The 25,319-nt window shown below is 69.4% G+C and carries 20 protein-coding genes; 7 read left to right on the plus strand and 13 right to left on the minus strand.

Annotated elements, in window-relative coordinates; translation table 11 throughout:
- The first annotated feature begins 22 nt into the window (after positions 1-22).
- Positions 23-1,420 (plus strand): Gfo/Idh/MocA family protein, encoded by a 1,398-nt coding sequence (locus ACZ54P_RS20055; RefSeq protein WP_465463055.1) that lies wholly within the window; start codon positions 23-25, stop codon positions 1,418-1,420.
- 249 nt (positions 1,421-1,669) lie between these two features.
- Here the strand turns inward: ACZ54P_RS20055 and ACZ54P_RS20060 are convergent, their stop codons facing one another.
- Positions 1,670-2,461 carry an adenylate/guanylate cyclase domain-containing protein gene (locus ACZ54P_RS20060; protein WP_465463056.1) on the minus strand — a complete coding sequence of 264 codons (792 nt, stop codon included), beginning with the start codon at positions 2,459-2,461 and terminating at the stop codon, positions 1,670-1,672.
- A 229-nt stretch (positions 2,462-2,690) separates the two neighbouring features.
- On the opposite strand from ACZ54P_RS20060, the gene ACZ54P_RS20065 reads away from it, so the two are divergent.
- Both ACZ54P_RS20065 and ACZ54P_RS20070 read left to right on the plus strand, forming a co-directional pair.
- Entirely contained in the window at positions 2,691-3,287 is a 597-nt protein-coding gene (locus ACZ54P_RS20065; RefSeq protein WP_465463057.1) for a DUF6801 domain-containing protein, read from the plus strand.
- An 82-nt stretch (positions 3,288-3,369) separates the two neighbouring features.
- Positions 3,370-4,185, plus strand: coding sequence for an MBL fold metallo-hydrolase (locus ACZ54P_RS20070; RefSeq protein WP_465463058.1), 816 nt, complete (start codon positions 3,370-3,372; stop codon positions 4,183-4,185).
- Here the strand turns inward: ACZ54P_RS20070 and ACZ54P_RS20075 are convergent.
- The 8 genes from ACZ54P_RS20075 to ACZ54P_RS20110 all read right to left on the minus strand — a co-directional run bounded on the left by ACZ54P_RS20075 (position 4,178) and on the right by ACZ54P_RS20110 (position 14,912).
- A complete protein-coding gene (locus ACZ54P_RS20075; RefSeq protein WP_465463059.1) occupies positions 4,178-5,491 on the minus strand; it encodes an MFS transporter in 1,314 nt (437 codons plus the stop codon). The genes ACZ54P_RS20070 and ACZ54P_RS20075 overlap by 8 nt on opposite strands.
- A gap of 20 nt (positions 5,492-5,511) precedes the next feature.
- Positions 5,512-6,372, minus strand: a complete 861-nt coding sequence (locus ACZ54P_RS20080) for a DUF3592 domain-containing protein (protein WP_465463060.1) — start codon at positions 6,370-6,372, stop codon at positions 5,512-5,514.
- Positions 6,373-6,385: 13 nt separating this feature from the next.
- Entirely contained in the window at positions 6,386-6,913 is a 528-nt protein-coding gene (locus ACZ54P_RS20085; RefSeq protein ID WP_465463061.1) for a hypothetical protein, read from the minus strand.
- Between the two features lie 58 nt (positions 6,914-6,971).
- Positions 6,972-10,004 carry a hypothetical protein gene (locus ACZ54P_RS20090; RefSeq protein ID WP_465463062.1) on the minus strand — a complete coding sequence of 1,011 codons (3,033 nt, stop codon included), beginning with the start codon at positions 10,002-10,004 and terminating at the stop codon, positions 6,972-6,974.
- 1 nt (position 10,005) lies between these two features.
- The gene (locus ACZ54P_RS20095; protein WP_465463063.1) at positions 10,006-11,079 is read right to left on the minus strand and encodes a hypothetical protein; all 1,074 of its coding nucleotides are present in this window, start codon (positions 11,077-11,079) and stop codon (positions 10,006-10,008) included.
- Complete coding sequence (locus ACZ54P_RS20100) at positions 11,076-12,389, minus strand: hypothetical protein (protein WP_465463064.1); 1,314 nt, start codon at positions 12,387-12,389, stop codon at positions 11,076-11,078. Before ACZ54P_RS20100 ends, ACZ54P_RS20095 begins: the two co-directional genes overlap by 4 nt.
- A 136-nt stretch (positions 12,390-12,525) precedes the next feature.
- The gene (locus ACZ54P_RS20105; RefSeq protein WP_465463065.1) at positions 12,526-12,735 is read right to left on the minus strand and encodes a hypothetical protein; all 210 of its coding nucleotides are present in this window, start codon (positions 12,733-12,735) and stop codon (positions 12,526-12,528) included.
- Between the two features lie 191 nt (positions 12,736-12,926).
- Positions 12,927-14,912 carry an ATP-binding protein gene (locus ACZ54P_RS20110; protein WP_465463066.1) on the minus strand — a complete coding sequence of 662 codons (1,986 nt, stop codon included), beginning with the start codon at positions 14,910-14,912 and terminating at the stop codon, positions 12,927-12,929.
- A gap of 275 nt (positions 14,913-15,187) precedes the next feature.
- On the opposite strand from ACZ54P_RS20110, the gene ACZ54P_RS20115 reads away from it, so the two are divergent.
- A complete protein-coding gene (locus ACZ54P_RS20115) occupies positions 15,188-18,172 on the plus strand; it encodes a 3-keto-alpha-glucoside-1,2-lyase-like domain-containing protein (RefSeq protein WP_465463067.1) in 2,985 nt (994 codons plus the stop codon).
- Positions 18,173-18,236: 64 nt separating this feature from the next.
- On the opposite strand, the gene ACZ54P_RS20120 is transcribed toward ACZ54P_RS20115, so the two are convergent.
- From ACZ54P_RS20120 to ACZ54P_RS20130, 3 genes are read right to left on the minus strand one after another with little or no spacing between them, the layout of a single operon-like run.
- On the minus strand, positions 18,237-18,995 hold the full coding sequence (locus ACZ54P_RS20120) for an EI24 domain-containing protein (protein WP_465463068.1): 759 nt from the start codon (positions 18,993-18,995) through the stop codon (positions 18,237-18,239).
- 12 nt (positions 18,996-19,007) lie between these two features.
- On the minus strand, positions 19,008-20,033 hold the full coding sequence (locus ACZ54P_RS20125; RefSeq protein WP_465463069.1) for a hypothetical protein: 1,026 nt from the start codon (positions 20,031-20,033) through the stop codon (positions 19,008-19,010).
- A 28-nt stretch (positions 20,034-20,061) separates the two neighbouring features.
- A complete protein-coding gene (locus ACZ54P_RS20130; RefSeq protein WP_465463070.1) occupies positions 20,062-20,910 on the minus strand; it encodes a hypothetical protein in 849 nt (282 codons plus the stop codon).
- 118 nt (positions 20,911-21,028) lie between these two features.
- Between ACZ54P_RS20130 and ACZ54P_RS20135 the strand changes: the two genes are divergently transcribed.
- The 3 genes from ACZ54P_RS20135 to ACZ54P_RS20145 all read left to right on the plus strand — a co-directional run bounded on the left by ACZ54P_RS20135 (position 21,029) and on the right by ACZ54P_RS20145 (position 24,325).
- Positions 21,029-21,601 carry a TetR/AcrR family transcriptional regulator gene (locus tag ACZ54P_RS20135; protein ID WP_465463071.1) on the plus strand — a complete coding sequence of 191 codons (573 nt, stop codon included), beginning with the start codon at positions 21,029-21,031 and terminating at the stop codon, positions 21,599-21,601.
- 8 nt (positions 21,602-21,609) lie between these two features.
- The gene (locus ACZ54P_RS20140) at positions 21,610-22,746 is read left to right on the plus strand and encodes an SGNH/GDSL hydrolase family protein (RefSeq protein ID WP_465463072.1); all 1,137 of its coding nucleotides are present in this window, start codon (positions 21,610-21,612) and stop codon (positions 22,744-22,746) included.
- Positions 22,747-23,230: 484 nt separating this feature from the next.
- Complete coding sequence (locus tag ACZ54P_RS20145; protein WP_465463073.1) at positions 23,231-24,325, plus strand: S1 family peptidase; 1,095 nt, start codon at positions 23,231-23,233, stop codon at positions 24,323-24,325.
- A gap of 23 nt (positions 24,326-24,348) precedes the next feature.
- Here ACZ54P_RS20145 and ACZ54P_RS20150 read toward each other — a convergent pair whose 3' ends face one another.
- Positions 24,349-25,251: a LysR family transcriptional regulator gene (locus ACZ54P_RS20150; protein WP_465463074.1), complete on the minus strand. Its 903-nt coding sequence runs from the start codon at positions 25,249-25,251 to the stop codon at positions 24,349-24,351.
- Positions 25,252-25,319: the final 68 nt, after the last annotated feature.

Consider the following 25,319-nt stretch of genomic DNA (forward strand, 5'->3'; position numbering starts at 1 on the left):
GTGACACGAAGGAGTGTTCTTCATGGCCGACCTGCCCTCTGTCTCCCGGCGGACCCTGTTCGGTGGCGCCCTCGCCGCCGGGGCGCTCGCCGCGATCCCGACGAGCGCCGCCGCCGCGGAAGAGGCCGTCGAAGCGGAAAGCACGCCCCGTCGTCCGGGTCAGCGCAGCATGATCGGGGTGCCGTTCGAGCGGCACCAGACCGTCCGAATAGGACTCATCGGGCTCGGGAACCGCGGTATGTCCATGATCGGCGGGTGGAGCGCCGTGCCGGGCGCGGTGGTCACCGCGGTCTGCGACATCCGCGCCGAACGCGCGAAGGCCGCCGCGGACAAGCTCGCCGCCGACGGACGGCCACGCCCGGCCGAATACGGTGGATCGGCCGACGCCTACAAGAAGATGCTCTCCCGCGCCGACATCGACCTGGTCTATATCGCCACCCCCTGGGAGTTCCACTACCCGCAAGGGAAAGCCGCGCTGCTGGCCGGCAAGCACGTCGGCGTCGAACTGCCGATCGCCACCGAGCTGGACCAGCTGTGGGACCTCGTCAACACCAGTGAGCAGACCCGCAAACACCTGTTCCTCGCCGAGAACTGCAGCTACGGCCGCAACGAACTGGCCATCCTCAAGATGGCGCACGGTGGCGTCTTCGGCGAGGTCACCAACGGGCACGGCGGCTACCTGCACGACCTGCGCGAACTGCTGTTCTCCGACACGTATTACACCGACGCGTGGCGCCGGAAGTGGCACACCCGCAGCACCGCGAGTTTCTACCCGATGCACGGTCTCGCCCCGATCGCCGCCTGCATGGACGTCAACCGCGGCGACCGGTTCGCCACGTTGCGCGCCACGGCGACCGAGCCGAAGGGTCTCGCCGACTACCGGAAACGGCACATGCCGCCGGGCCACCCGTCGTGGAAAGAGACCTACATCAACGGCGACCTGGTGACCTGCCTGATCGAGACCGCGCGGGGCCGGGTCATCCGCGCCGAACACGACGTCAGCTCGCCGCGCCCGTACAGCCGCATCAACAGCCTCGCGGGCAGCCGCGGCATCGTCGAGGACTACCCCGCCCGCATCTACGTGGAGCCCGACCACAGCGGTCACGCGTGGAAAGACTTCGGCCCGTACCGCGACCGCCACGACCACTGGCTGTGGAAGAAGCTCAAGGACGACCCGAACCTCGGCGGCCACGGCGGCATGGACTACGTGCTGCAGTGGCGGATCGTGCAACAGATGCGCGCCGGGCTGGTGCCGGACATCGACGTCTACGACTCCGCGGCCTGGTGCTCCCCCGTGCCGTTGAGCGTGGTCTCGCTGGCGAAAGGCGGGAAGCCGGTCGCCGTGCCGGACTTCACGCGCGGTGGCTGGACGAAGCCTCGCGCAGGGCTGGATTCGCAACCTTCGGAGATGCCCGGCTAGGCGGAGCACGAACCAGCCCACGCTCTGCCGCGGAGGCTTGTTCGCTGGCTTCAGGGCAGCAGGAGGAGCTTCCGGCAGTGTGCGGCTCTCGGAGGAGGGTCGTGAGTGGCGATTCGGGTTAGAACCCGAATCGCCACTCACGACCAACCCAGCCCACTCCTCACCGGAGCCTAAAGCCACGAAGTCCGCGATCTCCTGCCGACTGGGTGTCCCTTGATGTCTCTATGTGCGGTTCCGCGTGGGGTGCCGCTAGCCGTCGGACGAGTAGCGCGGGACGACGCGGTAGACGCGCAGATCCTTCGGAGTGCCTTTGGCGCGGAAGTTCCGGCGCGGCCGCACGGTGACCGTGTCCGCGTCGAGTTCTTCGACGACGCTTTCGCTGGCCAGTACCTCGTCGCCGTCCGCGGCCGCCATGATCCGGGCGGCGATGTTCACGTCGACGCCGAGGTAGTCGTCGCCGACCCGCTGCGGGTTCCCGCGATGCAGACCCGCCCGCAGATGGGGCAGGTAACCCTCGGCCTTGATCACGCTCACGGCGGAGCACGTTTCGTAGGCGGCGTTCACCGCTTCGCCCGGGTCGGCGAACACGGCCATCACGCCGTCGCCGAGCCCTTTGACGATGCTGCCGCCATGCCCGGTGACGATCGATTCGGTGACGTCGGAGACCGCGCGGAGCAGTTCGAGAACGCGGTCGTCGCCGGCGTGCAGTGCCCAGGTCGAGAAGCCGACGAGGTCGGTGAACAAGACCGTGACGCCGTTCGCCGCCCTCGGCTGTGTTCCGGTCCGCCTGAGCGCCTTCCACGCCTGCACGGCGGCCAGCCCCAGCTCACGGGTCGCGCTGGGCCGGTCGGCGCCCGCCTCGGCGAGCAGCCGGGCGAGCCGATCGGACGAGCGGCTCGTCGACGGCGCGAGCGGGTCGTCACCGGGGACGAGCCTCCGCAGGAACCGCGCCCCGCGCACCAGTTCGCCTCGCTGGTCCGTCGCGCGCAGGAAGCGGCGGGTCCGGAGGTGCCACGGCTCGGGTCGGTCGGTCACGATCAAGACGATAGCCCGCCCGCCGGCGGACCGGACCACCTGTCACCGGGGTGACAACAATCCGGCCCGCGTTTCCCCTTCAGGCCTTCACGTGACAATTCGCGACAAGGCTATTCCGTATACACGTGACAAGATCGACGCGTAAAGAAAACGCGAGCGATCTTTCCCTTTCCTCGTTGGTGACTTTCCACCTACATTCGGCTCCGAGCCCATTCAACGACGAAAGGACCTGGAAATGACGGAAACCCTCGTACGAAAGGGCGTTCGCCGGTTCTGCGCGGCCGGGATCGCGGCAGCGGTCGCCGGAACCGTAATGCTCACCGCGGCGGGGACCGCGGCCGCCGTCGAAAAGAATCTCACGTACAAGGGCGGCTTCCCCATCATCGGCGACCAGCAGGTCGCGGTGGTCGTGAAGGCCGAAATCCCGGCGACAGCGAAGGCCGGTGAGCCGATTTCTGTGCCGTTCACCCTCGACGTCGATTCCGGACAGGCCGCGGGTGACGGGCTCCGGCTGGTCGGCGCGAAGAAGCTCTCCGGCACGATCAGTTCGAAGGTCAACATCGCGCTCGGCGAGCAGAAGGTGGCGATCCCTATCGAGCTGCCGATCCCGGACACCGAGGTGCCCGCCGAGGGTTCGCTGAAGTTCACCGCGACGGGCAAGGTCGACTTCACCATCCCGGCGGGTACCCCGGCCGGTGACGCGACCAGCAGCGTGGACGCCGCGGCGACCTCGCATATCAAGACCGACAGCTCGCTCGGCGAATTCGACGTCGACCTCACGCTCGACCCGCCCGACCAGGACGCCGTCCTCGGCAAGACGACCGTCAGCTGACCACCCGTCTTCCCCCGGCTCGGCGAGCCGGGGGAAGACGCGTCTTGACCTCCAGCGCACTGGAGGTCGCAAGCTGTCGATCATGTGGATTTGCGACAGGTGCGGTATCGAACATCCAGCCACCCCGGAGCCGCCCCGGTGCGTGCTCGACCGCGGCGAGGTCGGCATCGAAGAAGCCGGGGACCTCGGCCCGCACACCGGACGATGGTGGACGCACGAGGAACTGCTCTCCGTGCCGCACCGGACCCTGCACCGTGAGCACGGCCGTGGCCTGCACAGCATCAAACGAGAGCCGCACTTCGCGATCGGACACTGGTCGTTCATCGCGGTGACCCCGGCGGGTTCCCTGCTCTGGGATCCGCCGTCCTGGTTGGACACCGAAGTGCTCGACGTCGTCCGCGACCTCGGTGACGTCGCCGCGATCGCCACCAGCCACCCGCACATGTTCGGCGCCCAGCTCAGCTGGAGCCGCGCGCTGGGCGGCGTCCCGGTGCTGGTCAACGAGCGCAACCGCGAATGGCTCCCCGCGGCCGATCCCGCCTTCGAGTTCTGGGACGAGTACAGCGAGCCCTTGCCGGGCCTGGAACTCGTCCGGCTCGGCGGGCACATGCGCGGCAGCGCCGTGGCCCGCACGCCGGACGGCAGCATCCTGGCCGGCGACACGATCAGCGGCGGGCTCGCGCCGAACTGGGTGTCGTTCCAGCGCAACTTCCCCAAGCACATTCCGATGTCCGCCGCCGTGGTCCGCCGCATCGTCGACCGGCTCGACGACTTCGGCTACGACCGGCTCTACACCCTCGGCGGCGACACCATCGATCAGGACGCCCGTGCCGTCGTGCGCCGCAGCGCCGAAACCCATATCCGGTGGGTGAACGGCGACTTCGACCACCTCACTTGATCGCGCGTTTGTCCTTGTGGCGGAAGGACAACGCGATGAAGCCCGCCATCGCCATGAAGAACGCGACGGCCCACATCCCGGCGCGGAAGCTGCCGGTCAGCCCCTGCAGCCAGCCGGTGAGGTAGGGGCCGACGAAGCCCGACAGGTTGCCGAAGGAGTTGATCAAGCCGATGCCCGCGGCGGCGCCGACCCCGGTGAGGAAGGCGTTGGGCAGCTGCCAGAACACCGGGATGGCGGTGAACACGCCGACCGCGCAGAGGGTCACCGCGATCATCACCCACAGTGGGGAGCCGAGGTACAGCGCGACGGCGATCGCGATCGCGCCGACGAACGCGGAAATGGCGACGTGCCCGGCCCGTTCGCCGGTGCGGTCCGAATGGCGTGCCCACAGCACCATGGCCACGGCGGCCACCGCGTAGGGGATCGCCGTGATGAGGCCGATCTCCACGATGGTGTAGCTGGTCTGGAATTGTTCCTGGAAGCCCTTGACCACCTGCGGGAGGAAGAACGCGAGCACGTAGAGGCCGAAGACGATCCCGAAGTAGACGGCGCTCAACGCGAGCACGCGCGGATCCGTCAGCGCCGATCGCGTGCTCACCTCCTTGCCGACCTCACGGGTGTCTTCCGCGTCGATGGCCGACTGCAACGCCGTGCGCTCCCCCGGGGTCAGCCACTTCGCGTCCTTCGGTTTGCTCGGCAGCAGGAAGAACACCGCCACCCCGAGCAGGATCGAAGGCACTCCTTCGGCGAAGAACATGAAACGCCAGCCGGCGTCGAAGCCCAGGACGCCGTCGCCGTGTTTGATGAGCAGCGAGGAAACCGGGCTGCCGATGACCGACGAGAGCGGCACCGCGAGGAAGAACAGCGCGACGATCTTCGCTCGCTGCTTACGCGGGAACCAGTAGGTCAGGTACAGGATGATGCCGGGGAAGAAACCGGCCTCGGCGATACCGAGGAGCACCCGGACGATGTAGAAGCTGACCTCGCCCTGGATGAACGCGGTCGCCGAGGCGACGATGCCCCAGGTGACCATGATCCGGGCGATCCAGATCCGGGCGCCGACCTTGTGCAGGATCACGTTGCTGGGTACCTCGAAGAAGAAGTACCCGACGAAGAACAGGCCCGCGCCGAGCCCGTAGGCGGCCGAGCTGATGCCGAGGTCGGCGTTCATGGTGAGCGCCGCGAACCCGACGTTGACCCGGTCGAGATAGTTGAGCAGGTAGAGCAGCCCGAGTAACGGGACCAGCCGGATCATCGCCTTGCGTACCGCTGGCGCGGTGGACACCTCTGCCGTCTGTTCGTCCATCGCGCGAGTGTAGGGGGCGATCAGAACAGCGGGGGAAGAAAGGCACCGAAATTTCCGCCCGCTGCCCGATCAGCCGGATCCGGGTCCACTTGGACCGTGCCGGGGTCGCGCGGGTCGTAGGTGACCTTCACCGTCGAGCCACGGGACGGGGCCTGCAGTGGCGAGGTGATCATCGTCGTGTCCACCGTCCGCTCCCCGGTTTCCGTGGAAAACCGGACCCGCACGGCGAACCGCGGGTTCCCCATCACCCAGACGTTCGTGAACTCGACGCCGTCGAGGTGGCCGATCACCTGGCGGCCGGTCTGTGCCAGTGCCTCCGCACGGTCGTCCGCCTCCGCCTTGGTGACGAACGCCCGCCCCAGCACCATGATCATGACCAGCGCCGTCATCCCGGCCACCCCCGGCAGGAGATACGGCTCGTAGTAGACGACCCAGTCGACGTCGGTCCAGGGTTCGGCCGCGCCCCGGCCGACCGGCAGCCGCTGCCCCACCGCCTCGGGCGGGGTCCACGATGGAATCGCGACACCGCTGCCCAGCGCCACCCCGAGAGACGCCGCGAGTGAGCTCGCCCGGAAGCCGACCCCCATTCCCCGCAACGACATCCCGCCACTCCACAGCATCGCGAAGCCGAGTGACGAGGCGACCGTGATCGAGATGCTGAACAACAGGACGAGCGAAACCGCCGGACCCGTGTCGGCGCCCCACGCGTCGACACGGTTGAGCGACATCAGCCGGAAACTGTCCAGCAGCCCGAGTGCGCCGGACCAGCCGACGACCGCCCACGCGAGCGTCGTCGGCACGCCGAGCAGCCACAGGCGCAGGCCGGGACGGCCGGCCTGCCGGGGATCGCCCGGCACGCCGAACTCGAAGGACCCGAACATGATTTCCGCCTCTCTAAGAGATCGGGCCGAAAACCGCGACCTTGGCCGGGTCGGCGGGGTCCACCCGGGCTTCGTGCCGGGTGCCGGGCGCGTACTGCTGGACCGTCGCCAGCGGCGCGATCAGCGGGGTCACCGTCTCGTAGGTGGTGCCGTCGGCGCGGGTGACCTCCAGGGTCGCGGTGTACTGCGCCTGCCCGGCGATCTTCCGGCCGGTCGGCTCCAGTGCGCGGATCACCAGGGTGGCCGGCTCGCAGGTGTCGTAGAGCCGCCGCAGTTCGGTGCCGTAGGCCTGCAGTTCCTGCTGCTGGCGCAGCTGCTCCTCCATCGGGAGCGCCAGGAACGCCGCCATGTCCGGGTCGGCGTTGAGGTTCCGGAACGCCTGCGCGGCCAGCTGCGGTGTCGGCAACTGCGGGGTGATGTCGTGGCCCTGCGCGGCGGCCGCCTGCCGGAACTGCTCGGCGTGCCGCTGGAAGTCCTGCGCACCCCGCGCCATACCCTGCTGTGTCGCGTCGTTGATCTTGTCGCGGATCTTCTTGAACATCGGGTGCCGCCTTTCGCCGTGTCGTTCTCGCTGGACACAGCTTCGGCGGGGCGAGGCGCTACCGAACCCAGGTTTTCCCGTCGTCGGTGGCGTCGAGGCAGGTCAGGGCCGCCCAGAAGACCGGCGAGCCCGCCGGCTCCGGTTTTTCGCGCCAGCGGTCGAGCCTCGCTCGCTGCCAGGCGTTCAGCTCGGTGACCGGATCCTCACCGGCGAGGGCGGTGTCGACGGCGATGACCAGATCGGACATCGGGTCCGCGCCGGGGACCGCGGCCGACGTCGGCAGCGCCCAGACCGTGGCCGCGACCAGGCCCGCTCCGGCCGCGACGGCGGCGAGCAGCACGCCGAACGGCTCTGCCAGGCCGAAGTCGCTCGCGCTGGCGCAGCCGATCAGCGCCACCCGTGCGGGCATGGTGTCCACTTCGGACAGTGCGAGGTCGGCGGCGGTGAACGGCCGGTGCGTCCCGATCGGCGCCGCCGTGCCGGGCAGCTCCGCCGTACAGGACAGGTGCAGCGCGGTCTGTGCGCCGTACTCGTCGCGGACGCGGCTGACGTGTCCCACGAACACCAGCCGCGAACAGGGCCGGGCCAGGAGGTCGGCGAGCAGACGACGGTCGGTGTCGGTGCGGCGGACCAGCTCGACCCCGCGTGCGACGGCGGGAAGGACCGGGCCTTCGGCCAGCCGCGCGTCCAAATGCCGGATCAGCGGCGACGCCGCGTCCTGCTTGCCGAGCACGGACCCCAGCTCACCGAAGGCACTCTGGCCGGGGACGCGCGGGTCGAGGAGGTAGACGGGCGGACCGTCAGCGGCGGGTGGACGGCGCGGAATCCCGGCCGGGGCGAGCAATGAGACGTCGGCGAGGTCGAGAACGCGCTCGTCGCCGTCGAAACACGAGCCGATCTCGCCGATGTCCAGCACGTGATCGGCCCGCCGCTCGGGCAGGGCGAGCAGTCCCCACGGAACTCCGGCGAGGCTCGGCGACGGTTGGATCCGCAGCAGCGGGCGGTTTCCTCCGGCGGCGGCCAGCCGGAGCCGTTCGACCAGGTCGGCGGGCAGGAGATTGAGAGCGAGGACCCGGGCCAGGCGTTGCTCACCGACGTGGCTGCCGAAGGCCTCTTCGCTCAGCGACCGCCGGACGGCGTCGGTGACGCTCTCGCCGTCGTGCGGGGTCGGCGAGGCGGCGTCCAGGTACTCGCGAGCGGTGCCGACCAGGGCGGCGTCGATCGGATGCGTGTGGACGGTGTCGAGGTCCTCGGTGGTCCGCCAGGTGAGGAAGGTGTGGCCGGCGTCGGCGAACCGCAGGAGGAACGTCTCGCGTCCGGGCCGCGCGGCGGGCCACGTCTCGACGGTTTCCGTGGCGGGCCGCGGCAGGCGGTACCGCTCGGCGGCGAGGCGGAGCCACGGGTCCAGCTCCATGGCTGAAGACGGCGACCAGCGCAAGGCGGGCGGTGGAGCGAGCCTGAGTGGCAGGGACGACGTGACGGAACCCAGTGCCGCCAAGGGAAGCCGATCGTCCTCAATGGACGGAAGCAGTTCGAGGGTCGGGAGCGTTCCGGTCAGGCCGAGCGACGGCCCCTCGACCCCGGTGTACGCCCCGACCGCGCAGGTACGCTCGATCAGTTCGGCCGCCAGCCTCGGCTCCTCCAACCGGGCCAGCAACGCCAGTGTCAAAGCCATCGTCGGAGCCGCGATGTCGCGCGCCCAAGCCGTGCGCGCCGGTGGCGAAACGAACTCGAACCGGTAATCCGCCGCCGCGAGGGTCAGCGGGAGCGCCAGATCCAGCACGACCCGCAGGTCTTCCCCGCGGGCGAACCCGATGGTGGCCGCCACGAAATCCGTGTGCAGGTGGTCCGACCAGTCCCCCGACGTCCGCGCCGATTCCCTGGCGCGGTTCGCGTACTCCTCCGCCGCCGCCCAGTCACCTGCCGCCGCGGCGCACCGCGCCAGCGCCGTGTCCACGAGGCGCAGGCCCGGAACGTCACCGTTGGCCGTCCGGATCGTCTTCGCGTGCTCGAACTGGGCCCTGGCCTGCGCGACGTCGCCCGCGTACAGCAGCAATGTGCCCAGCGCGTGGCTCGCCTCCGCGACATCGCCGGTCAGGCCGGCCGCCGCGAGTTCGTCGCGGGCGGCGATGATCGCGGCGACCGCGCCGGGGAAGTCGCCCGCCAGGGCACGCGCCTCCGCCAGCCCGATGTCGGCCTTCGCGGCCACGGGGGCGCCCTCGTGCTGGGCACTCAGCCTGAGTAGGTCGGCCCGCGCGTCGGCGTCCTCACCTCCCGCGTGGAGGATCCGGGCACGTTCGGCCCTGGCCATGGCCTGCTGCTGGACGGCCCGCTCGCGGACCTCGTCGATCTCCGCGAGGACGTCCAACGCCGCCAGGATCTCCTCGAGCGCGGCCCGCGCCCCCGCCGGCTCCCCGGCGGCGATCTGGACGCGCACTTCGAAGATCCGCAGTTCCAGCTCGTCGGCACCGTGGACGTCGAGCAACTCGGGCGGATACTGGTCCGGTCCCGCTTCCTTGCGGAACGCCGCCCGGCGGCGCTGCCCGGCGATCAGCTCACGCGCCTTGGCGACGTCACCTTCCTCCGTGGCCAGTGAGATCAGCACGCGCTCGGCGACCTCCCGGGAGCCCTCGATCATCCGCGCCTCGGTGTACTGTCCGAAGTGGACGATGGCGGCGGCGCTCACTTTGAAGACCTCGAGCACGGCCTCGGCGCATTGCCGCGCGTTGCGCAGGTCGCCCGCGGAGTAGCAGACGTGGGCGAGATCACTGACGGCGGCGAGTTCGAGGTCGGTCCGGTCGAGTTTCCGCGCGATCTCCCGCAGCCGCGCGTACTTCCGGTGCGCGCCGGCGACGTTCCGCGCCGCGGCGAGTCGCTTGGCCTGGTCCTGGACCTTGGCGGCTTCCATGAGCAGCTTGCGGTATTTCCCCTCCGACAGCGAGCACGCGGGCACTTCGCCGTACGAAGCCGGGTCGAGACCGAAATGCCTTGCGACACAACGGCAGTTGTAGCCGTGTGAGGTCGCGGGGCTCAGTTCGGGCGGGAGCGGCCGGTCCGGCGGGGTCTGGGGCGGCGGCATGCCGACGAGCACGTCAGAACTCCTCTTCGGTGGAAGCGGCCGCCGCCCGTTCGGCGAGTGTCCGGTCTTCCGGCGGGCGGGCCCGCACGAGCGCGACCACTTCCGCCCGGTCTTCCGCCGTGGTCCCGGTGGTCCCCTCCCCCGCAACGCCGACGACGAGCGTTATCCGTCCACTGTGGACACTGCGGACGCTCTGGGCACTCGCCGCGAGCCGGGTCGAGGCCTCGTCGAGGTCGGCGGTCCCGGTGAACCGTCCGGCGCCGAGGGAAAGGGGGACCTCCGCGAACGGCTCTCCGTCATACATCGCTGTCGCGGTGAGGGCCGCGTCGGCGAACGCGCCCGCGACGTCGACTTCGAGCCGGCCGGTGGCCGCCGCCATGACGATCCGCCAGGTCACTGTGTCCTCGGCGGCGTCCAGGATCCCCGGCGGTACCCGTGCCCAGTCGACGCTCGCCCGGCCTGAAGCCAGTACGCCTTCACCGGACGCGACGGGTTCGGTTCCGGCGGCCAGCGTGTACGCGCGTTGGGTCGGCGCCGCGGTTTCCAGGCGTGCCACCATTTCCGCCGCGGCTTCGGCGCGCACGACGTCGTCCTGGTCGTCGAACCAGGCCGCGAGGCGGCCGCACAGGCCACGAACCTCGTCGGCGACCGGAGGCGCGGCGGCCGGCAAGGCGTCGTCCGCGATCGCCGTGTCGAACAGCTCCGCCGGAGAGGCCTCGAAACCTTCGAGGAGGCCTTCGGCCAAATCCTCGACCGCGGCCGTCGCGACCGCCGATTCGAGGTCCAGCAACGCCGGGTCGAGCGACGGCACGCCGAGCGACGGGCCGGCGGGCCACCAGCGACGGATCCACAGCAGCAAAGCGAGCCTGGCCAGTTCGGGCCGGGCGGGGACGTCGGCATGTCCCTTGCCGAGCGCGTCCAGACTGGCTTCCTCACCGACGAGCCGGGTGAGCCACGGTTCGGCGACCCCGGCGTCGCTGAGTTCGATCCGCATCGATGAAGCCCTGCCGGAAAGGAGATCGGCGAGAGCGAAGCGGAGGAGAGCGCCGTCCGCCGCGACAACGGGAGTGTGCACCGGATGCGTCACGACACGGCCTCCAGATCCGGGAGGCGGGCCACGAGCGCGCGCCGCACCTTCGTCCGCAGGTCCATCGAAGTCGACCGCACCACGCCGGTGACGAGGTCGCGGACGTCGGCGGCGTCGGCGGGCAGGTCACCGCGGACGTCGAAACCGTGCAGCCGCACCCAAAGCCTGCTGAGGAACTGCTTGGCGAATTCGCGCAGATCACGCAGGAGTTCGGCGTCGGGTCGCGGGGTGAGCGGGGTGGCCCCGGCCACTGCCCGGCGGGCGTGCAACACGTAACCCTCCCTCGCGACCTGGGCGTTGAGCTGCCGCGCGAACTCGGGGACACCGGCGGGCGCGGCGCCGTCGAGCGGCCGGAGCGCGGGCGCGAGCACGACACCGACCGCGAAGCAGGTGGCCAGCGCGGGGAGACCGAGCCCGAACCCGGCGGCGACCCGGGTGAGTTCGTCGTCGACGAGGTCGGCGACGGGGGCCCGCTCGTCCGGCGGGAGACGGCGCAGGGTGGCCCGCACCCGCCGTTCGACACTGCGTTCGAGCAGTTCGGCGCCGGTCTCGTCACGCCGGTTCAACGGCGGGACCTCGGTGCGCTCCCCGCGCTGCAGACCGAGATCCGGCACGGGCAGACCGGAGCTCTCTCGGACGGTCTCGCTCAAGGCGCGTATCCCGTCCGGACCGCGGAGGGCCAGCCCGAGGGCGTGCCCGGTGGCCGAAGCGGCGAGGGCACGCCACGCGGAGTCGGAAAGACCTTCGACGAACGCTCGAAGCGCCGGGATGTCCTGCGGCGCCCCGGATTCGGCGTGCCAGCGGCGATGAAGCTCGGCGGTCAGATCCGCCGACACCCGGGGGTCCGCGAGATATCCGGTGAGCTGATCGACACCGGCCGCGCCACCCTCACCGTGCAGATCACGCAACGTCGCCGCGGCCGTCGCGGGCGCTTCCGGACCCGGCGCGCCGAATCCCGTCGCCAGCTCGTAGGCCAGCGGGAAGCATACGTCCTGGACGTTGCCCGCCGTGATGCGCAACGCGCGGCGCTCGCGCTTCAGGTGCGTGAACCACGCGGCGGTGGCGCGCAGCCTGTCCGCGTCGGCCAGCAGCAGTTCCGTCAGCTCGGCGGCCGCGACCGGGTCCAGCACCGGACGGCCGAGCTGGGGACGCGCCACCGTGCGGATCACCAGCGGATCGATGATCTTCTTGATCGTCCTGGTCAGCGGGCCTCCGTCGGCGGACGAGAGCACCTCCACCCCCGGGATCTTCTCCCATGCCCGCGCGAGGACGGCCGATCGCAGTCGGGGGTCGCCCGAACTTGTCGTCATCACCCTCCCCTCGCGCTGCTTGCACTCTAACCGAGCAGACGACGCGAGCGGCTTTTCCCGGTCCCTACTCTGGAAGGCAGCGGGCGGGAGGAGAGCCTCGAATGTCGACGTCGGCGAACGATGCCATACCCGTCGACTACGACACCGATCCCGGACGCTTCGCGGCCAACGTCCTCTCGACGGCGTGGTTCTCCTCGTGCGGCGACGTCCATCCGGAGATCGCCGAGCGGCTCGCGGCCGAAGGATGCTCACTCGTACTGGACGTCGGAGGCGGCACCGGGGCACTCTCGCGGCTGCTGACGCGCCGGAACGTGCCGACGGTGGTGGCGGACCTCTCTTCGCACATGGCGTGTCCTGACGGCTTCGACGCCTGGGGCATCGGTGTCCCTGGGCAAAGGTGGTGCGAGCGGCGAATCGGTGCCGGGCATGTCCCCAATGCGGCATTGGAGACGGTCAGCGTCCCCCATGCCGCATTGGGGGCATGGGGTCGCGGCGCGAGCCGACATCGCCCGCAACACGCCACGTTTGCCTTAACCCTCAAGAGATCCGCTGGAGGCGGGCGTACACGTCGGCGGCCCGGGGAGCGCCCAGCTCGGTGAAGATCTTCAAGGCGGCAACCCAGCACGCCTTCGCCGAGCCCACCTTGCCCGTCGCCTCCCAGAGTTGGCCGAGGTGATCGAGCGCCGCCGCTTCCCCATAGCGATCCCCCATTTCCCGGCGGATCTCGAGCGCGCGATCGAGGTGACCGTGGGACTCACCGCTCCGATCGATCTTCTGGAAGACGAGCGCGAGCCCTACCAGCGACTCAGCCTCACCGTAGCGATAACCGATCCGGTGCCGGATGTCCAAGGCCTCCTGCAGGTTCTCGTAGGCCCTGTCGGAACGGCCCAGTTCGTGATTGGTCAGGCCGAGGAAGTGCAGGGTCTGCGCGACTCCCCATTCGTCGTCGAGTTCCTGGAATAAAGCCAGCGCTTCGCCGTGATGGTCGAGGGCCTCGGAAAACTTCCCTTGTTCGTGATAAGCGATGCCGAGACTGACCAAGGCCTGTCCCTGTCCCCACGAGTCACCGATCCGGCGCCGGACGGCGAGTGCGGATCCCAAGTATTCCAGAGCTTCCTCGAACCGGCACAGATCCCGGTGGGCGATGCCCAGCCCGGCCAGCAAAGAGGCTTCGCTGAACGGGTCGGCGCATCGCCGGGCGGCCTCGACGCCGGCCTTGTAGGTCGCGATCCAGTCCGCCCATGGCTTGCGCAACGTGAAAAAGGCCCACAACGCGAGCGGCAGCCGGCACGCGATCTCCGGCCAGTCGGCGGCCGGCGCGGCGTGTACGGACGCCACCAGATTGGGTTGTTCGGCCTCGCACCAGGCGAGGGCGTCGCCATAGCTGCCGAATTCGAGCAGCTCGGACGGGGCGACGCTGAAGCCGAGCGGGGCGCGCCTGCGCATCGGGGTGAGCACGCGATCCGCGGAATCGGCACAGGCCAGGTACCACTCCAGTAGCCGCTTCGCCGCGTTTTCCCTTTCGTCGGCCGTTTCCTCGGCTTCGACCCGCTCCTTCGCGTATACACGCAGGAGATCGTGGAACCGGAACCGGTCGCGACCCACCTCGAACAGGAGGCACCCGCCGGTCAGGTTGTCGAGCCTGCGCCGGACGTCCGCGGCCGGGGAACCGGTCAGCACGGTCGCGGCGGCCACGCTGATGGTCGGACCGGGATGCAGGCCGAGCACCCGGAAGACGCGGGCGGTCTCGGGGTCGAGGGCTCGGTACGACCACGAGAAAACGGGCCGCAGCGCGGACATCTCGTCGTCACCCGTCTCGAGGGCGTCCAGGGTCTGCGCCTCCGAGGTGAGTTCGCCGAGCAGGTCGGAGACCCGCAGGTAAGAATGGGCCGCCACGCGCTCGGCCGCGATCCGCAGTGCGAGCGGCAGATGCCCGCACAGGCCGGCCAGGTCGCCGATCGCGCCGGGTTCGCCGTCCGCCCGTTCCCGCCCGATCACCTTGCGCAGCAGGGCTTCGGATTCCGCCGGGGTCAGGATGTCGAGGGTGATCCGATGCGCGCCGTTGCGGACGACGAGACCCGAAAGGCTGCTGCGGCTGGTCACCATCACGAAGCAGCCGGGCGTACTGGGCAGCAGGGCACGGACCTCGTCCGGTGACGTGACGTTGTCGAGGACGATGACGAGGCGGCGATCGTTCACCAGGGAACGAAACAGGGCCGACTTCGCTTCGAGACTGCGCGGGATCAGCTTCCCCGGCACTTCGAGCGCGGTCAAAAACCCGGCGAGGGCCTCGTGGGGCGTGCTCGGCGGCCCCGGTGAGTAGCCGTGAAGGTCGCAGTAGAGGTCGCCGTGCGGAAACCGCTCTCGCTGGTGGCGCGCCCACTGCACGGCCAAGGCGGTCTTTCCCACGCCAGGCGCCCCGGCCACGATCGCGACGGCGATCGACTGCCCGTCCCTCGCCCGGTCGGCGAGAGCGCTGAGCTTGGCCAGCTCCGTCTCCCGTCCGACGAACGTGGCGGGCACGGCAGGCAGTTGATGTGGGGTCAACGGCGAACCCCCACCCGGACCATCCATACCGGCTCAATCGTCCCGGCACCGGCGATCGTCGCGTACTCGCCGGGTTGCCACCTGAATGGCGCAAGCCCGGTAGCGCCCTCTCCGTCCTTTGTGGACACAACGCGGCCGTTCGGACTAACTTTCGTCCGAGTTGTACAGACTTTCGTTGACTTCGGACGAAAGTCCTCTTAGGTTCAGCGGACGTCACAGAGGTGCTCCGCCGCCAACCTCGAGGAGCAACGATGCTTCCGTCTGTCCGCAAGCGCTTCAACCGGTCCATCGTCGCCTCATTGGCGCTGGTCACGGCCCTGTCAGGACTCGCGACCGCACCGGCCGAAGCGGCTGTCCCGCCCCAGCAACCCGGGGTCACGCTCCGCACGTACGACCTCCAGCGCGAAATCGACAAGCTCTGCGTGATCAAGTCCGGTCAGACCCCCAACGTCGACAAATTGATGCCGGCCATCAACTGGACCAGCACGGCCGATTTCGGAATCGGCGAGCAGTTCGTGTCCGAAGTGACCGCCAACCTCAACGTCGCGACCGCCGGCCGCTACGAATTCCGTCTCACCAGCGACGACGGCTCCCGGCTGCTCATCGACGGCCAGCGGGTGATCAACCACGACGGCCTGCACGGCGCGACCCCGGCGACCGGCTCCGTCGAACTGGCCACGGGCTACCGCGCGCTGCGGATCGACCATTTCGACAACCTTTACGACCAGCAGATCACCCTCGAATGGCGGCCACCGGGCGCGGCCGATTTCACGGTCGTGCCGAATTCGGTGCTCAGCACCGACGCCGACGTCGTCCGGGTGACCTCGCCGGGCCGCAAGGAGTGCGAGGGCGTCGCGGACTCACCCGGTGACGGCCTGCCGCTGAACGGTGTCCACCCCGGGTTCACACTGACGAACCTGCGGCCCGGCGGGTTCCAGCCACAGGTCACCGGGATGGATTGGCTGCCGGACGGACGCCTCGCCATCGCCACGTGGGGCGGCTCCGACAAGGTCCTCGGCGAGGTCCACCTGCTGAGCAACGTCACCGGGAACACCGACCCGACCAAGGTCCAGACCAAACGCGTCGCCAGCGGTTTGAAGGAACCGATGGGGATCAAGTACGTCGACGGCAAGCTGTACGTGTCGGAGAAGACGCGGCTCGTCGAACTGAACGACACCAACGGCGACGGCGTGACCGACGACTACCGCACGGTCGCCACCTGGCCGTTCGGCGGCAACTTCCACGAATTCGCGTTCGGCCTGCTGTACAAGGACGGCTTCTTCTACGCCAACCTTTCCGTGTCCATCAACTACGGCGGCGCCACAACCGACCCGCAGCCCGCGCCGAACCGCGGCACCACGATCAAGATCAGCAAGGCGACCGGTCAGGTTTCCTACATCGCCGGCGGGTTGCGCACCCCGCACGGCATCGGCTGGGGCCCGGAAGGCGACGTCTTCGTCACCGACAACCAGGGCGGCTGGCTGCCCGCGAACAAGCTCGTGCGGATCAAGCAGGACCGCTTCTTCAATCACTACACCAATCCTCCGGGACCGTTCGACGCGAAGCCGGTGACCGCGCCCGTGTTGTGGTTGCCGCACAACGAGATCGCGAACTCGCCGAGCAACATGGTGATGCTGTCGCAAGGTCCGTTCGCCGGGCAGATGGTGTACGGCGACGTGACCTACGGCGGGCTTCAGCGGGCGTTCCTGGAGAAGGTCAACGGCGAGTACCAGGGCGCCGTATTCAGGATGACGCAAGGACTCGAGTCGGGCGTCAGCCGGATCAGCCTCGGCCCCGACGGCGCGATCTACACTGGCGGCATCGACGGCGGCGGTAACTGGGGCCAGCCCGGCAAGCTCGCCTACGGCCTCCAGAAGGTGACGCCGAACGGCACGAACGCTTTCGACATCCGCGCGATGCGCGCCGTCGCGGGCGGCTTCGAACTCGAGTACACCCAGCCGCTGTCGGCCGAGACGGCGCAGAACCTCGCGGCGAAGTACCAGGCGCAGCAGTGGCGCTACCAGCCCACTCCCGCGTACGGCGGACCGAAGATCGACGAGCAGACCTTGTCCGTCACCTCCGCGAGCCTGTCGCCCGACCGCAAGAAGGTCACGCTGCGGATGTCCGGCCTGAAGGCGGGACACGTGGTGCACGTCCGGTCCCCGCGCCCGTTCGCCGCGGAGTCCGGTGCGGCACTGTGGAGCACCGAGGCGTGGTACACGCTGAATTCCCTGGTCGGTGGCCCGGCGGCGAGTACGACCTACGAAGCGGAACGCGCCGCGCTCAGCGGTGGCGCCGCGGCCAACACCAACCACGCGGGTTACACCGGCACCGGCTTCGTCGACGGCTACTGGAACCAGGGCGCCGCGACGACGTTCACGGTGAACGTCCCCAAGGCCGGGACCTACAACGCGGCCTTGCGCTACGCGAACGGCCCGGATCCGGCGCCCGGGACCAAATCCGTGAGCGTCTACGTCAACGGCACCAAGGTCAAACAGGTCAGGCTCGCCGGCACGGGCAACTGGGACACGTGGAACTCCCAGCCGGAGACACTGACCCTCGCCGCCGGAACGAACTCGATCTCCTATCGCTACGACAGCGGCGACGCGGGCAACGTCAACCTCGACAGCCTCACCGTCACCGCGACCCAGCGCATCCAGTTGTTCGACGGCAAGAACCTCGACGCCTGGGAGAAACGCGCGGGCGGTGCCGCGACCTGGCCGGTGGCGGGCGGGGCGATGGAGTCGAACGGCGGTGACATCCGCACGAAGCAGCAGTTCGGCGACTTCCGGCTGCACGTCGAGTGGAACGAGCCGAACTATCCGCCCGAGGTGACCGGGCAGGCCAGGGGCAACAGCGGCGTCTACCTCCAGGAACGTTACGAGCTTCAGGTGCTGGAATCGTTCGGCGACACCACTCTCGCCAGCAACGAAGCCGGGGCGATCTACCTGAAGAAGGCGCCCGACCGGAACATGGCGGCGGCGCCGGGAACGTGGCAGACCTACGACGTCACCTTCCGCGCCGCGCGGTTCGACGGCGCCGGGAACAAGACCGACAACGCCCGGGTGACCGTGGTGTGGAACGGCGTCGTGGTCCACGACAACGTGGAGATCGACGGCGGCACGGGCGACAGCAACCCAGAGAACGCCGGGCCGGGCGCGATCCGGCTCCAGGACCACGGCGACCCCGGGGAGAACCCGCGGTTCCGCAACATCTGGATCGAACCCGTCGCCTGACAACGAAAGAGTGACCGGCAGGCCCGCGACAGGGCCTGCCGGTCACTCTCACTCGGATACCGGCTCAGAGCTTCTGGGCACCAAGATCGGCCGCGAGGACTTCACGGGCGACGAGAACACCGCCGACGAAGCCCACCGGCATCACGATCAGGACGGCGAACGGAATCAGGCTCAGCAAGGAGACGGGAAGTCCGAGCCCGAGGGCGAGCGCGCGGCGTTTCCGCAGCAGCGACCGTCGCTGCTTCAGGTCCATCCCGCGCCGGTAGAACGGCACGGCGATCAGCTCCAGTGCCAGGAACCACGCCGTGACCAAGGCCAGCAGGACCGGCACCACGGTCTGCCCGATCACGGGGATGAAGCCCGCGATCAACAGCGGAATCGTGAACATCAGCGAGCGCAGCACGAGCGACAGCCCGTCCTTCAGGCCCATCCCGAGCAACCGCCAGAACGACAGGTCCACCGCGCCGGGAACCCCGCCGAGGTCATCTTCGACCTTCTCCGCGATGTGCTCGTAGAACGGCCCGCCGACGGCGAGGGTGATCGCCGTGAACCCGATCAGGCACAGGGCCAGCACCACCCCGAACACCGTGACGCCGACCGCCACCCGGATCGTGGTCCGCCAGCCCGGATCCCAGTCGTCCGCGAACGGGGTGATCAGGAGGGAGAGATCGTCGATCCAGAACGCCAGCGCGACGACACCGCCGAGCAGCAGCAGTGTGGTCAGCACCGCGGGCAGCGCGCCGATCAGCAGCAGTTTCGGCGATCGCAGCAGAATGCTCAGGCCTTGCCCGAACATCTTGAAACCCTTGAAGAAATCCCGCATCGGACAGTTCTATCAGCCGCCCTCCGGGAGCGATCCACTCCCGTCGGGGCCGGTCACGACGACCCGGAGGCTGACGTCGCCACCGAACGGGACGACGGTGACCTGCCAGGTCCGCGGCGAACCGACGTCGATCGTGGTCCTCGCCCGCTCGACCAGTGCCGGGACGCGGTCGACGGCCAGTGCGCGCAGGTCGAACCGCGGCACCTGCGCGTCCGTCGGCGCGAAGACCACGGTCAGCCGCCGCTCTTCGACCACCGCGGTGAGCACCTGCGAGACGTCCGTGGCCCGCGCCAGCGAGTCGATCGCCCGCCGCAGTTCCCCCTCGCCCAGCAGCGGCCGGTCGACGGTGACCGTCGCGGAACCCGACGATGACGTGCTCACGCTGGACTGCGTCTCTTCCGTCCGGGCGGGCGCTTCCGGCGTGAACAGTTCCGCACGGAACAGGAACAGCACGAGCGCCGCGCCGAGCAGCACCCCGAGGAACGCGACCGCGCCGAACACACAGCCCTCCGGCGGCTCCTGCACCAGGCTGGACTCCGGGGCGGATTCGATCACGGCTTCGGCCACGCGGCGCTCCCACTCCGGTGACAGCCGCTCCACGATCTTCGCCTTCCACGGCCGGTCCGGCGGATACTGCACGACGAGGACGTTGCCCGGCCGGTGGTCCGGGATGTCGACCAGATTGACGCCGTGCGTGATCTTCACGCGGTGCGACGCCGCGCCGTCGGGCGCGACGGTGAGGTCGAAGTCGACCGGGATGTCTCCCGTTTCCGTGCCACTCGCCCGCAGGCTCTCGATCTTGGCGAGCGCCACCACCGGGACGATCGCCGCCTCGCGAGCGCGTCGCGGAGCCCCGGCGGCGTAAAGCAGAAGACCGTAGACCAGAGGAAGCCCCACACCCGCGACGATCAGGGGGACGTACTCGATGATGATGCCGACGACGAAGGCGCACAGTGTCGTCCCGATGACGATCCCGGCCAGGAATCCGCGGACGACGGCGAGCGGACCGGGCCGGGCGGGTGCGGGGGCAACCGACATGGACGTACTCCAGAGTTTCGGGCGGCGGTCAGGCCGCGGGCAGCCAGTCGCTGAGGGCGGGACAGCGCCGGAGCGCCACGAAGATCTTCTTGTCGTCGTCCGGTGATGCCGGGTCGAACAGCACTTCGGCGGTCGCGATCGTGGTGTCCCGGGTGCGGCGGGTCACCCAGTGCGGGACGCCCGCGAGATCGAGGAAGCACAGCGTGACGGTCGCGCCGACGGCCCGTTTCCCCGATTCGTCCCCGCCGAGATGGACCTTCACCTCGACGATCCGGGCGGGCACACGACGGCCGTAGGTCAGGAGCCGGTCCCGGGTCCGGACCATTTCGGCGTACCGGCGCGAGATCTGAACGCCGTACCACAGCACGAGAAGCGTCAAGACGAGCATGAGCAGGGGCACCCACCGGTCCGCGTAGTACATCAGCCACGCCCAGAACCCCCACTTTTCGTCCTCGTGGAAGACGGGGTCGACCGCGGTGCCGACGGCGAGCGGCGGAAGCCACCCGCGAGACGAGTCCCCCGTGCCCACTGTGATGGCCGCGAAGACCAGCACGATCGGGAACGCCGGCCCCGACGGCCGACCCTGGAAGCGCCGCAGGGCACCTCCCGCGAGCGTCGCCGCGAAGAGGCAGCCGACGAAGCCGAAGGTCCCCCACATCACCCCGTACGGCGGATCGCTGTCGCCCCGGTCGTCGAAGACGCTGTCGATCGCCATGGTCCGGAACATCTCGACCAGCGTGCCGAAGCCGTGCCCGGCCAGGAAACCACAGGCCAGCGTGAGGGCCGAAGCCACTATCGCGCCGATGAGCAGGCGCCGGTCTCCCCTCCAGCGCTCGATGCGGTCGTGCCGGGCTCGCGCCGGGTCCACTGTGTTCATCACGCTCACCTCCGTTCGGCTCGCGCCCAGCTTCCGCCGGAGCGGGTGCTACCGAACCCAGGTTTTGTTCCCTAAAAGGATTAGGCAAATCCAGAATGGACTATGGTAACGTGGCGGCATGGCAAGGGCGGGACTGACCACGGAGCGCGTGGTGCGGGCAGGGGCGGAGATGGCCGACGAGATCGGCTTCGAGCAGGTGACGCCGACGGAGCTCGCGAAGCGGTGCGGCGTCAAGACGGCGAGCCTGTATTCGCACGTGAAAAGCGCCCACGAACTGAAGACCGAGATCGCCTTGCTGGCCTTGGCGGAACTCGCCGACCTGGCGTCGGCGGCGGTGGCGGGCCTGGCGGGCAAGGACGCGCTGATCGCCTTGGCGAACGTCCACCGTGACTACGCCCTCGAACACCCCGGCCGGTTCGCCGCCGCGAGATTCCGGCTCGCCCCGGAGCAGGCCGCCACCAGCGCGGGTATCCGGCACGCCCAGCTGATGCGGGCGATCCTGCGCGGCTACGACCTCGCCGAACCGCACCAGACGCACGCGGTGCGGCTGCTGGGCAGTGTCTTCAGCGGTTACGTCGGCCTGGAGTCCTCCGGAAGCTTCAGCCACAGCAGTCCCGGCTCACAGGAGAGCTGGACCGAAATCCTCGACGCGCTCGATGTCCTCTTGCGCGCTTGGCCCCGAAAGAAATGACCAAGGAAATGATCACGACCCCGATCACCGCCGCCCTCGTCCGCGGCGCGTTGGACCTGGAGTACACCGAACGCGGTGTGCTCCCCCACCGGCTGACCGCGCACGCGCGGCAGCAGATTCCCGACGCCCTGCTGGCCATGGCGGAAGCGCAGCCCTCCGGCGTGCGGCTGGTGTTCCGCACCGCGGCCACGATCGTCGAGCTGGACGTCGTCGCCACCAAACGGGTCTACGTCGGCGCGCCACCGCGGCCCGACGGCGTCTACGAACTCGTCGTCGACGGGCGGCTCGCGGGCCAGGCCGGCGTAAAAGACGGTGACACGCTCACCATCGACATGGCCACGGGCACCGCGCAGGCCGAGCCCGGCCCGGTACGGACCCTGCGCTTCTCCGGCCTGCCGGGCCACGAGAAGGACGTCGAGCTCTGGCTGCCGCATGACGAAGCCACCCGGCTGGTCGCTCTGCGGACCGACGCGGAAGTCCACAATGTACAGTCCACCGGCAAGGTCTGGCTGCATCACGGCAGTTCGATCAGTCACGGCTCCAACGCGGCGACCCCGACCGGTACCTGGCCCGCACTGGCGGCGAGGCTGGCCGGAATGGATCTGGTCAACCTCGGGTTCAGCGGCAGCGCGCTGCTCGACCCATTCACCGCCAGGGCCATGCGGGACACGGCAGCCGACCTGATCAGCGTCAAGATCGGGATCAACCTCGTCAACTCCGACGTACTGCGGCTGCGCGCGTTCGGCCCGGCCGTGCACGGTTTCCTCGACACCATCAGGGAAGGACACCCCACCACGCCGCTGCTGGTCGTTTCGCCGATCTACTGCGCCATCCACGAGCACACGCCGGGCCCCAGCGCCATGGATCCCGGCGCGCTGGGCGAAGGAAAGCTGCGGTTCGTGGCCACGGGCGACCCGGCGGAGACCGCGGCGGGCAAGCTGACCCTCACCACGATCCGCGGTGAACTCGCGCGCATCGTCAAGGAGCGCGCCGCCACCGACCCGAACCTGCGGTACCTCGACGGCCTCGAACTGTACGGCGAGGCCGACAACGCCGAACTGCCGCTGCCCGACGAGCTGCATCCGGACGCTGCCACGCACCGGCTCATCGGGGAACGCTTCGCGCGGCTCGGCCTCGGCGGCTGAAGAAACCTCGTGAGTGGTGATGACGGTTATAGAGGGATAAGGCAAACGTGGTGTGTCCGGGCGGGATAGTGGTTTGGGTGACGCGGCGCCGGATCTCGCGTGCTTGGAGCCGGATCTCGCGTGCTTGGAGGCGTAACACCCGAGTGCGGGGTCCAGGCACGCGAGTTACGTCTCTGAGCACGCGAGTTACGCCTTCGCCCTGCCCCTCACCCCGACGAACAAGCCCGCCCGCAACCACGACACGGTTGTCTTTCTTCTCAATAACCCTCGTTATCACTCACGAGGTTTAGGTAGGGCGAAGGGCGCGGTACCTATTTTTCTTCCTGTCCAACGAAAGTCGGTACCGGGGTCCGGTGTCGCGGGATCACCCTGATCGACACCGGATCACCGGTGCCGGGCCACCTTGGTCGCGCCCGGCTACCCACTGTGTCCAGTGCGGCCACCCCTCGCGCTGGATCTCCCCTCGCGAAAGTGAGTCACCGGTATGCGCCCAACCCCCTCAGCCCGTACCGCCACCACGCTGGTGGCCGCGGCCGCGGTCATCGGCTTCCTCGCCCCGTCCACGGCCACCGCCACCACCATCGAGGGCTACTCCCCCACCGTGCAGCACGAGGCGGTCACCTCGCTGGCCGCGGAGGCACGGATCAGCAAAGCGGCCGCCACCGAGTTGCTGCGGAAGCAGACCGGCAGCGTCGAGACCCTGCAGAAGGCCACCGCCGCCCTGGGTTCCCGTGCCGCCGACGGCTACCTCGACGACGCCGCCGAACCGGTGGTGAACGTGCTCGACCAGGCCGCCGCGGACCAGGTGACCGCGACCGGCGCCCGCGCCAAGGTGGTCAAACACTCCAGCGCGGCGCTGGCGGGAGCGCAGAACGCCCTGCAGGCGCTGCCCGCGGTCGCGCACACGTCGATCGGCCTCGACCCGCAGAGCAACCAGGTCGTGCTGACCGTGTCCGACGCGGCCAAGGGCGCCGAAGCCCTCGTGAAGGCCGCCGAAGCGCTCGGCGACCGGGTCCGCGTGGAGCGGACCACCGGCGAGATGCACACCGCGATCTACAACGGTGAGGCCATCACCGGCGGCGGCACCCGCTGCTCGGTCGGGTTCAACGCCAACCGCGGCGGCCAGAACTACATCCTCGACGCCGGCCACTGCACCCGCGCGGTGTCGCAATGGAACGTCGGCCCGTCGCAGGGTGCGAGCTTCCCGACCAACGACTACGGCCTGATCCGCAACACCACCGGCAGCGCGCCCGGCGCGGTCACCCTGTGGAACGGCTCCACCCAGCGGATCGCCTCCGCCGGATCCGCCACCGTCGGGCAGCGGATCAGCAAGAGCGGCAGCACCACCCGGCTCACCTCCGGTTCAGTGCAGCGGCTGAACGTCACGGTGAACTACGCCGAAGGCTCGGTCCACCAGCTGATCCAGACCAGCGCGCTGGTCAATCCCGGTGACTCGGGCGGCTGCCTCTTCTCCGGCAGCGTCGGCCTCGGCATCACTTCCGGCAAGGGCAGCGGAACCTCGTACTTCCAGCCGCTCGGCGAGGCCATGAGCGCCTACAGCGTCACGCTCAACCCGTAGCGGTTCCCGAGGCCGGGTCCTGGTCAGTCCGACCGGGGCCCGGCCTCGGCCTGCGCGTGGAAATGGTCGACGGTGTGGTCGCGGAACCGTCGGGCGGCGGCCGAAAGGTAGGTGTCCTCGCGCCACGCGACGCTGAGCACGCGGCGGCAATCGGGCTCGTCGACGTCGAGCCAGATCACCGAACCACTGATCTCCGCCCGCAGCCCGAGCGAGGGCACGAACGCGATGCCGAGACCGGCGTCGACGAGCTGGAAGAGTACGGCCGCTTCGTCGCCTTCACAGACGACGTGGAGGTCGAGACCGGCTTTCGCGAAAAGGTGGTCGGCGAGTTCGCGTTGCCAGTAGCCGGGCCGTGTGGTGAGGAACGGCTCTCCGGCGAGGTCCGCGAGGCCGACGCGGCCGCGGCCGGCGAGCCGATGGCCGGAGGGCACACACAGCATCACGGGTTCGTCCAGGAGCACGCGGCTCCGGATGTCGTTGCCGGACAAAGGTTGCGACGTGACGCACAGGTCGACGTCGCCGGATCGCAGTTTCTCCGCCATCCCCTCCGCCGATGCCTGCGACAGCCGCACGTCCACCAGCGGATGCCCGGGAATGAAGGTGCGGAGCGGTTCGGTGAGGGCCAGCAGGCTTTCCGCCGCGACCGTGACGGTGCCACGTTCCAGCCCGGCGGCGTCGTCGAGTTCTTGCCGGGCGTCTTCGAGTTCGGCCAGAACCCGATCGACGCGCCGGAGGAACGCGGCGCCGAACCGGTTGAGCCGGATCCGGCGGCCGTGCCGGTCGAACAGCGGGACGCCGAGGTCGTTTTCCAGCCTGGCCAACGTCCGGCTGAGCGAGGGCTGCGCGACACGCAGTTTCTCGGCGGCGCGGCCGACGTGTTCGAGCCGGGCGACCGTCTGGAAATACCGGAGCGCCAGAAGATCCATCGCTGATACCCAGTCTGCTATGAATAGATAACCGATCTTGTCTTGGACAGCATAAGGCCTCGGCTCTT

Source organism: Amycolatopsis sp. NPDC034160 (genome assembly GCF_055575355.1).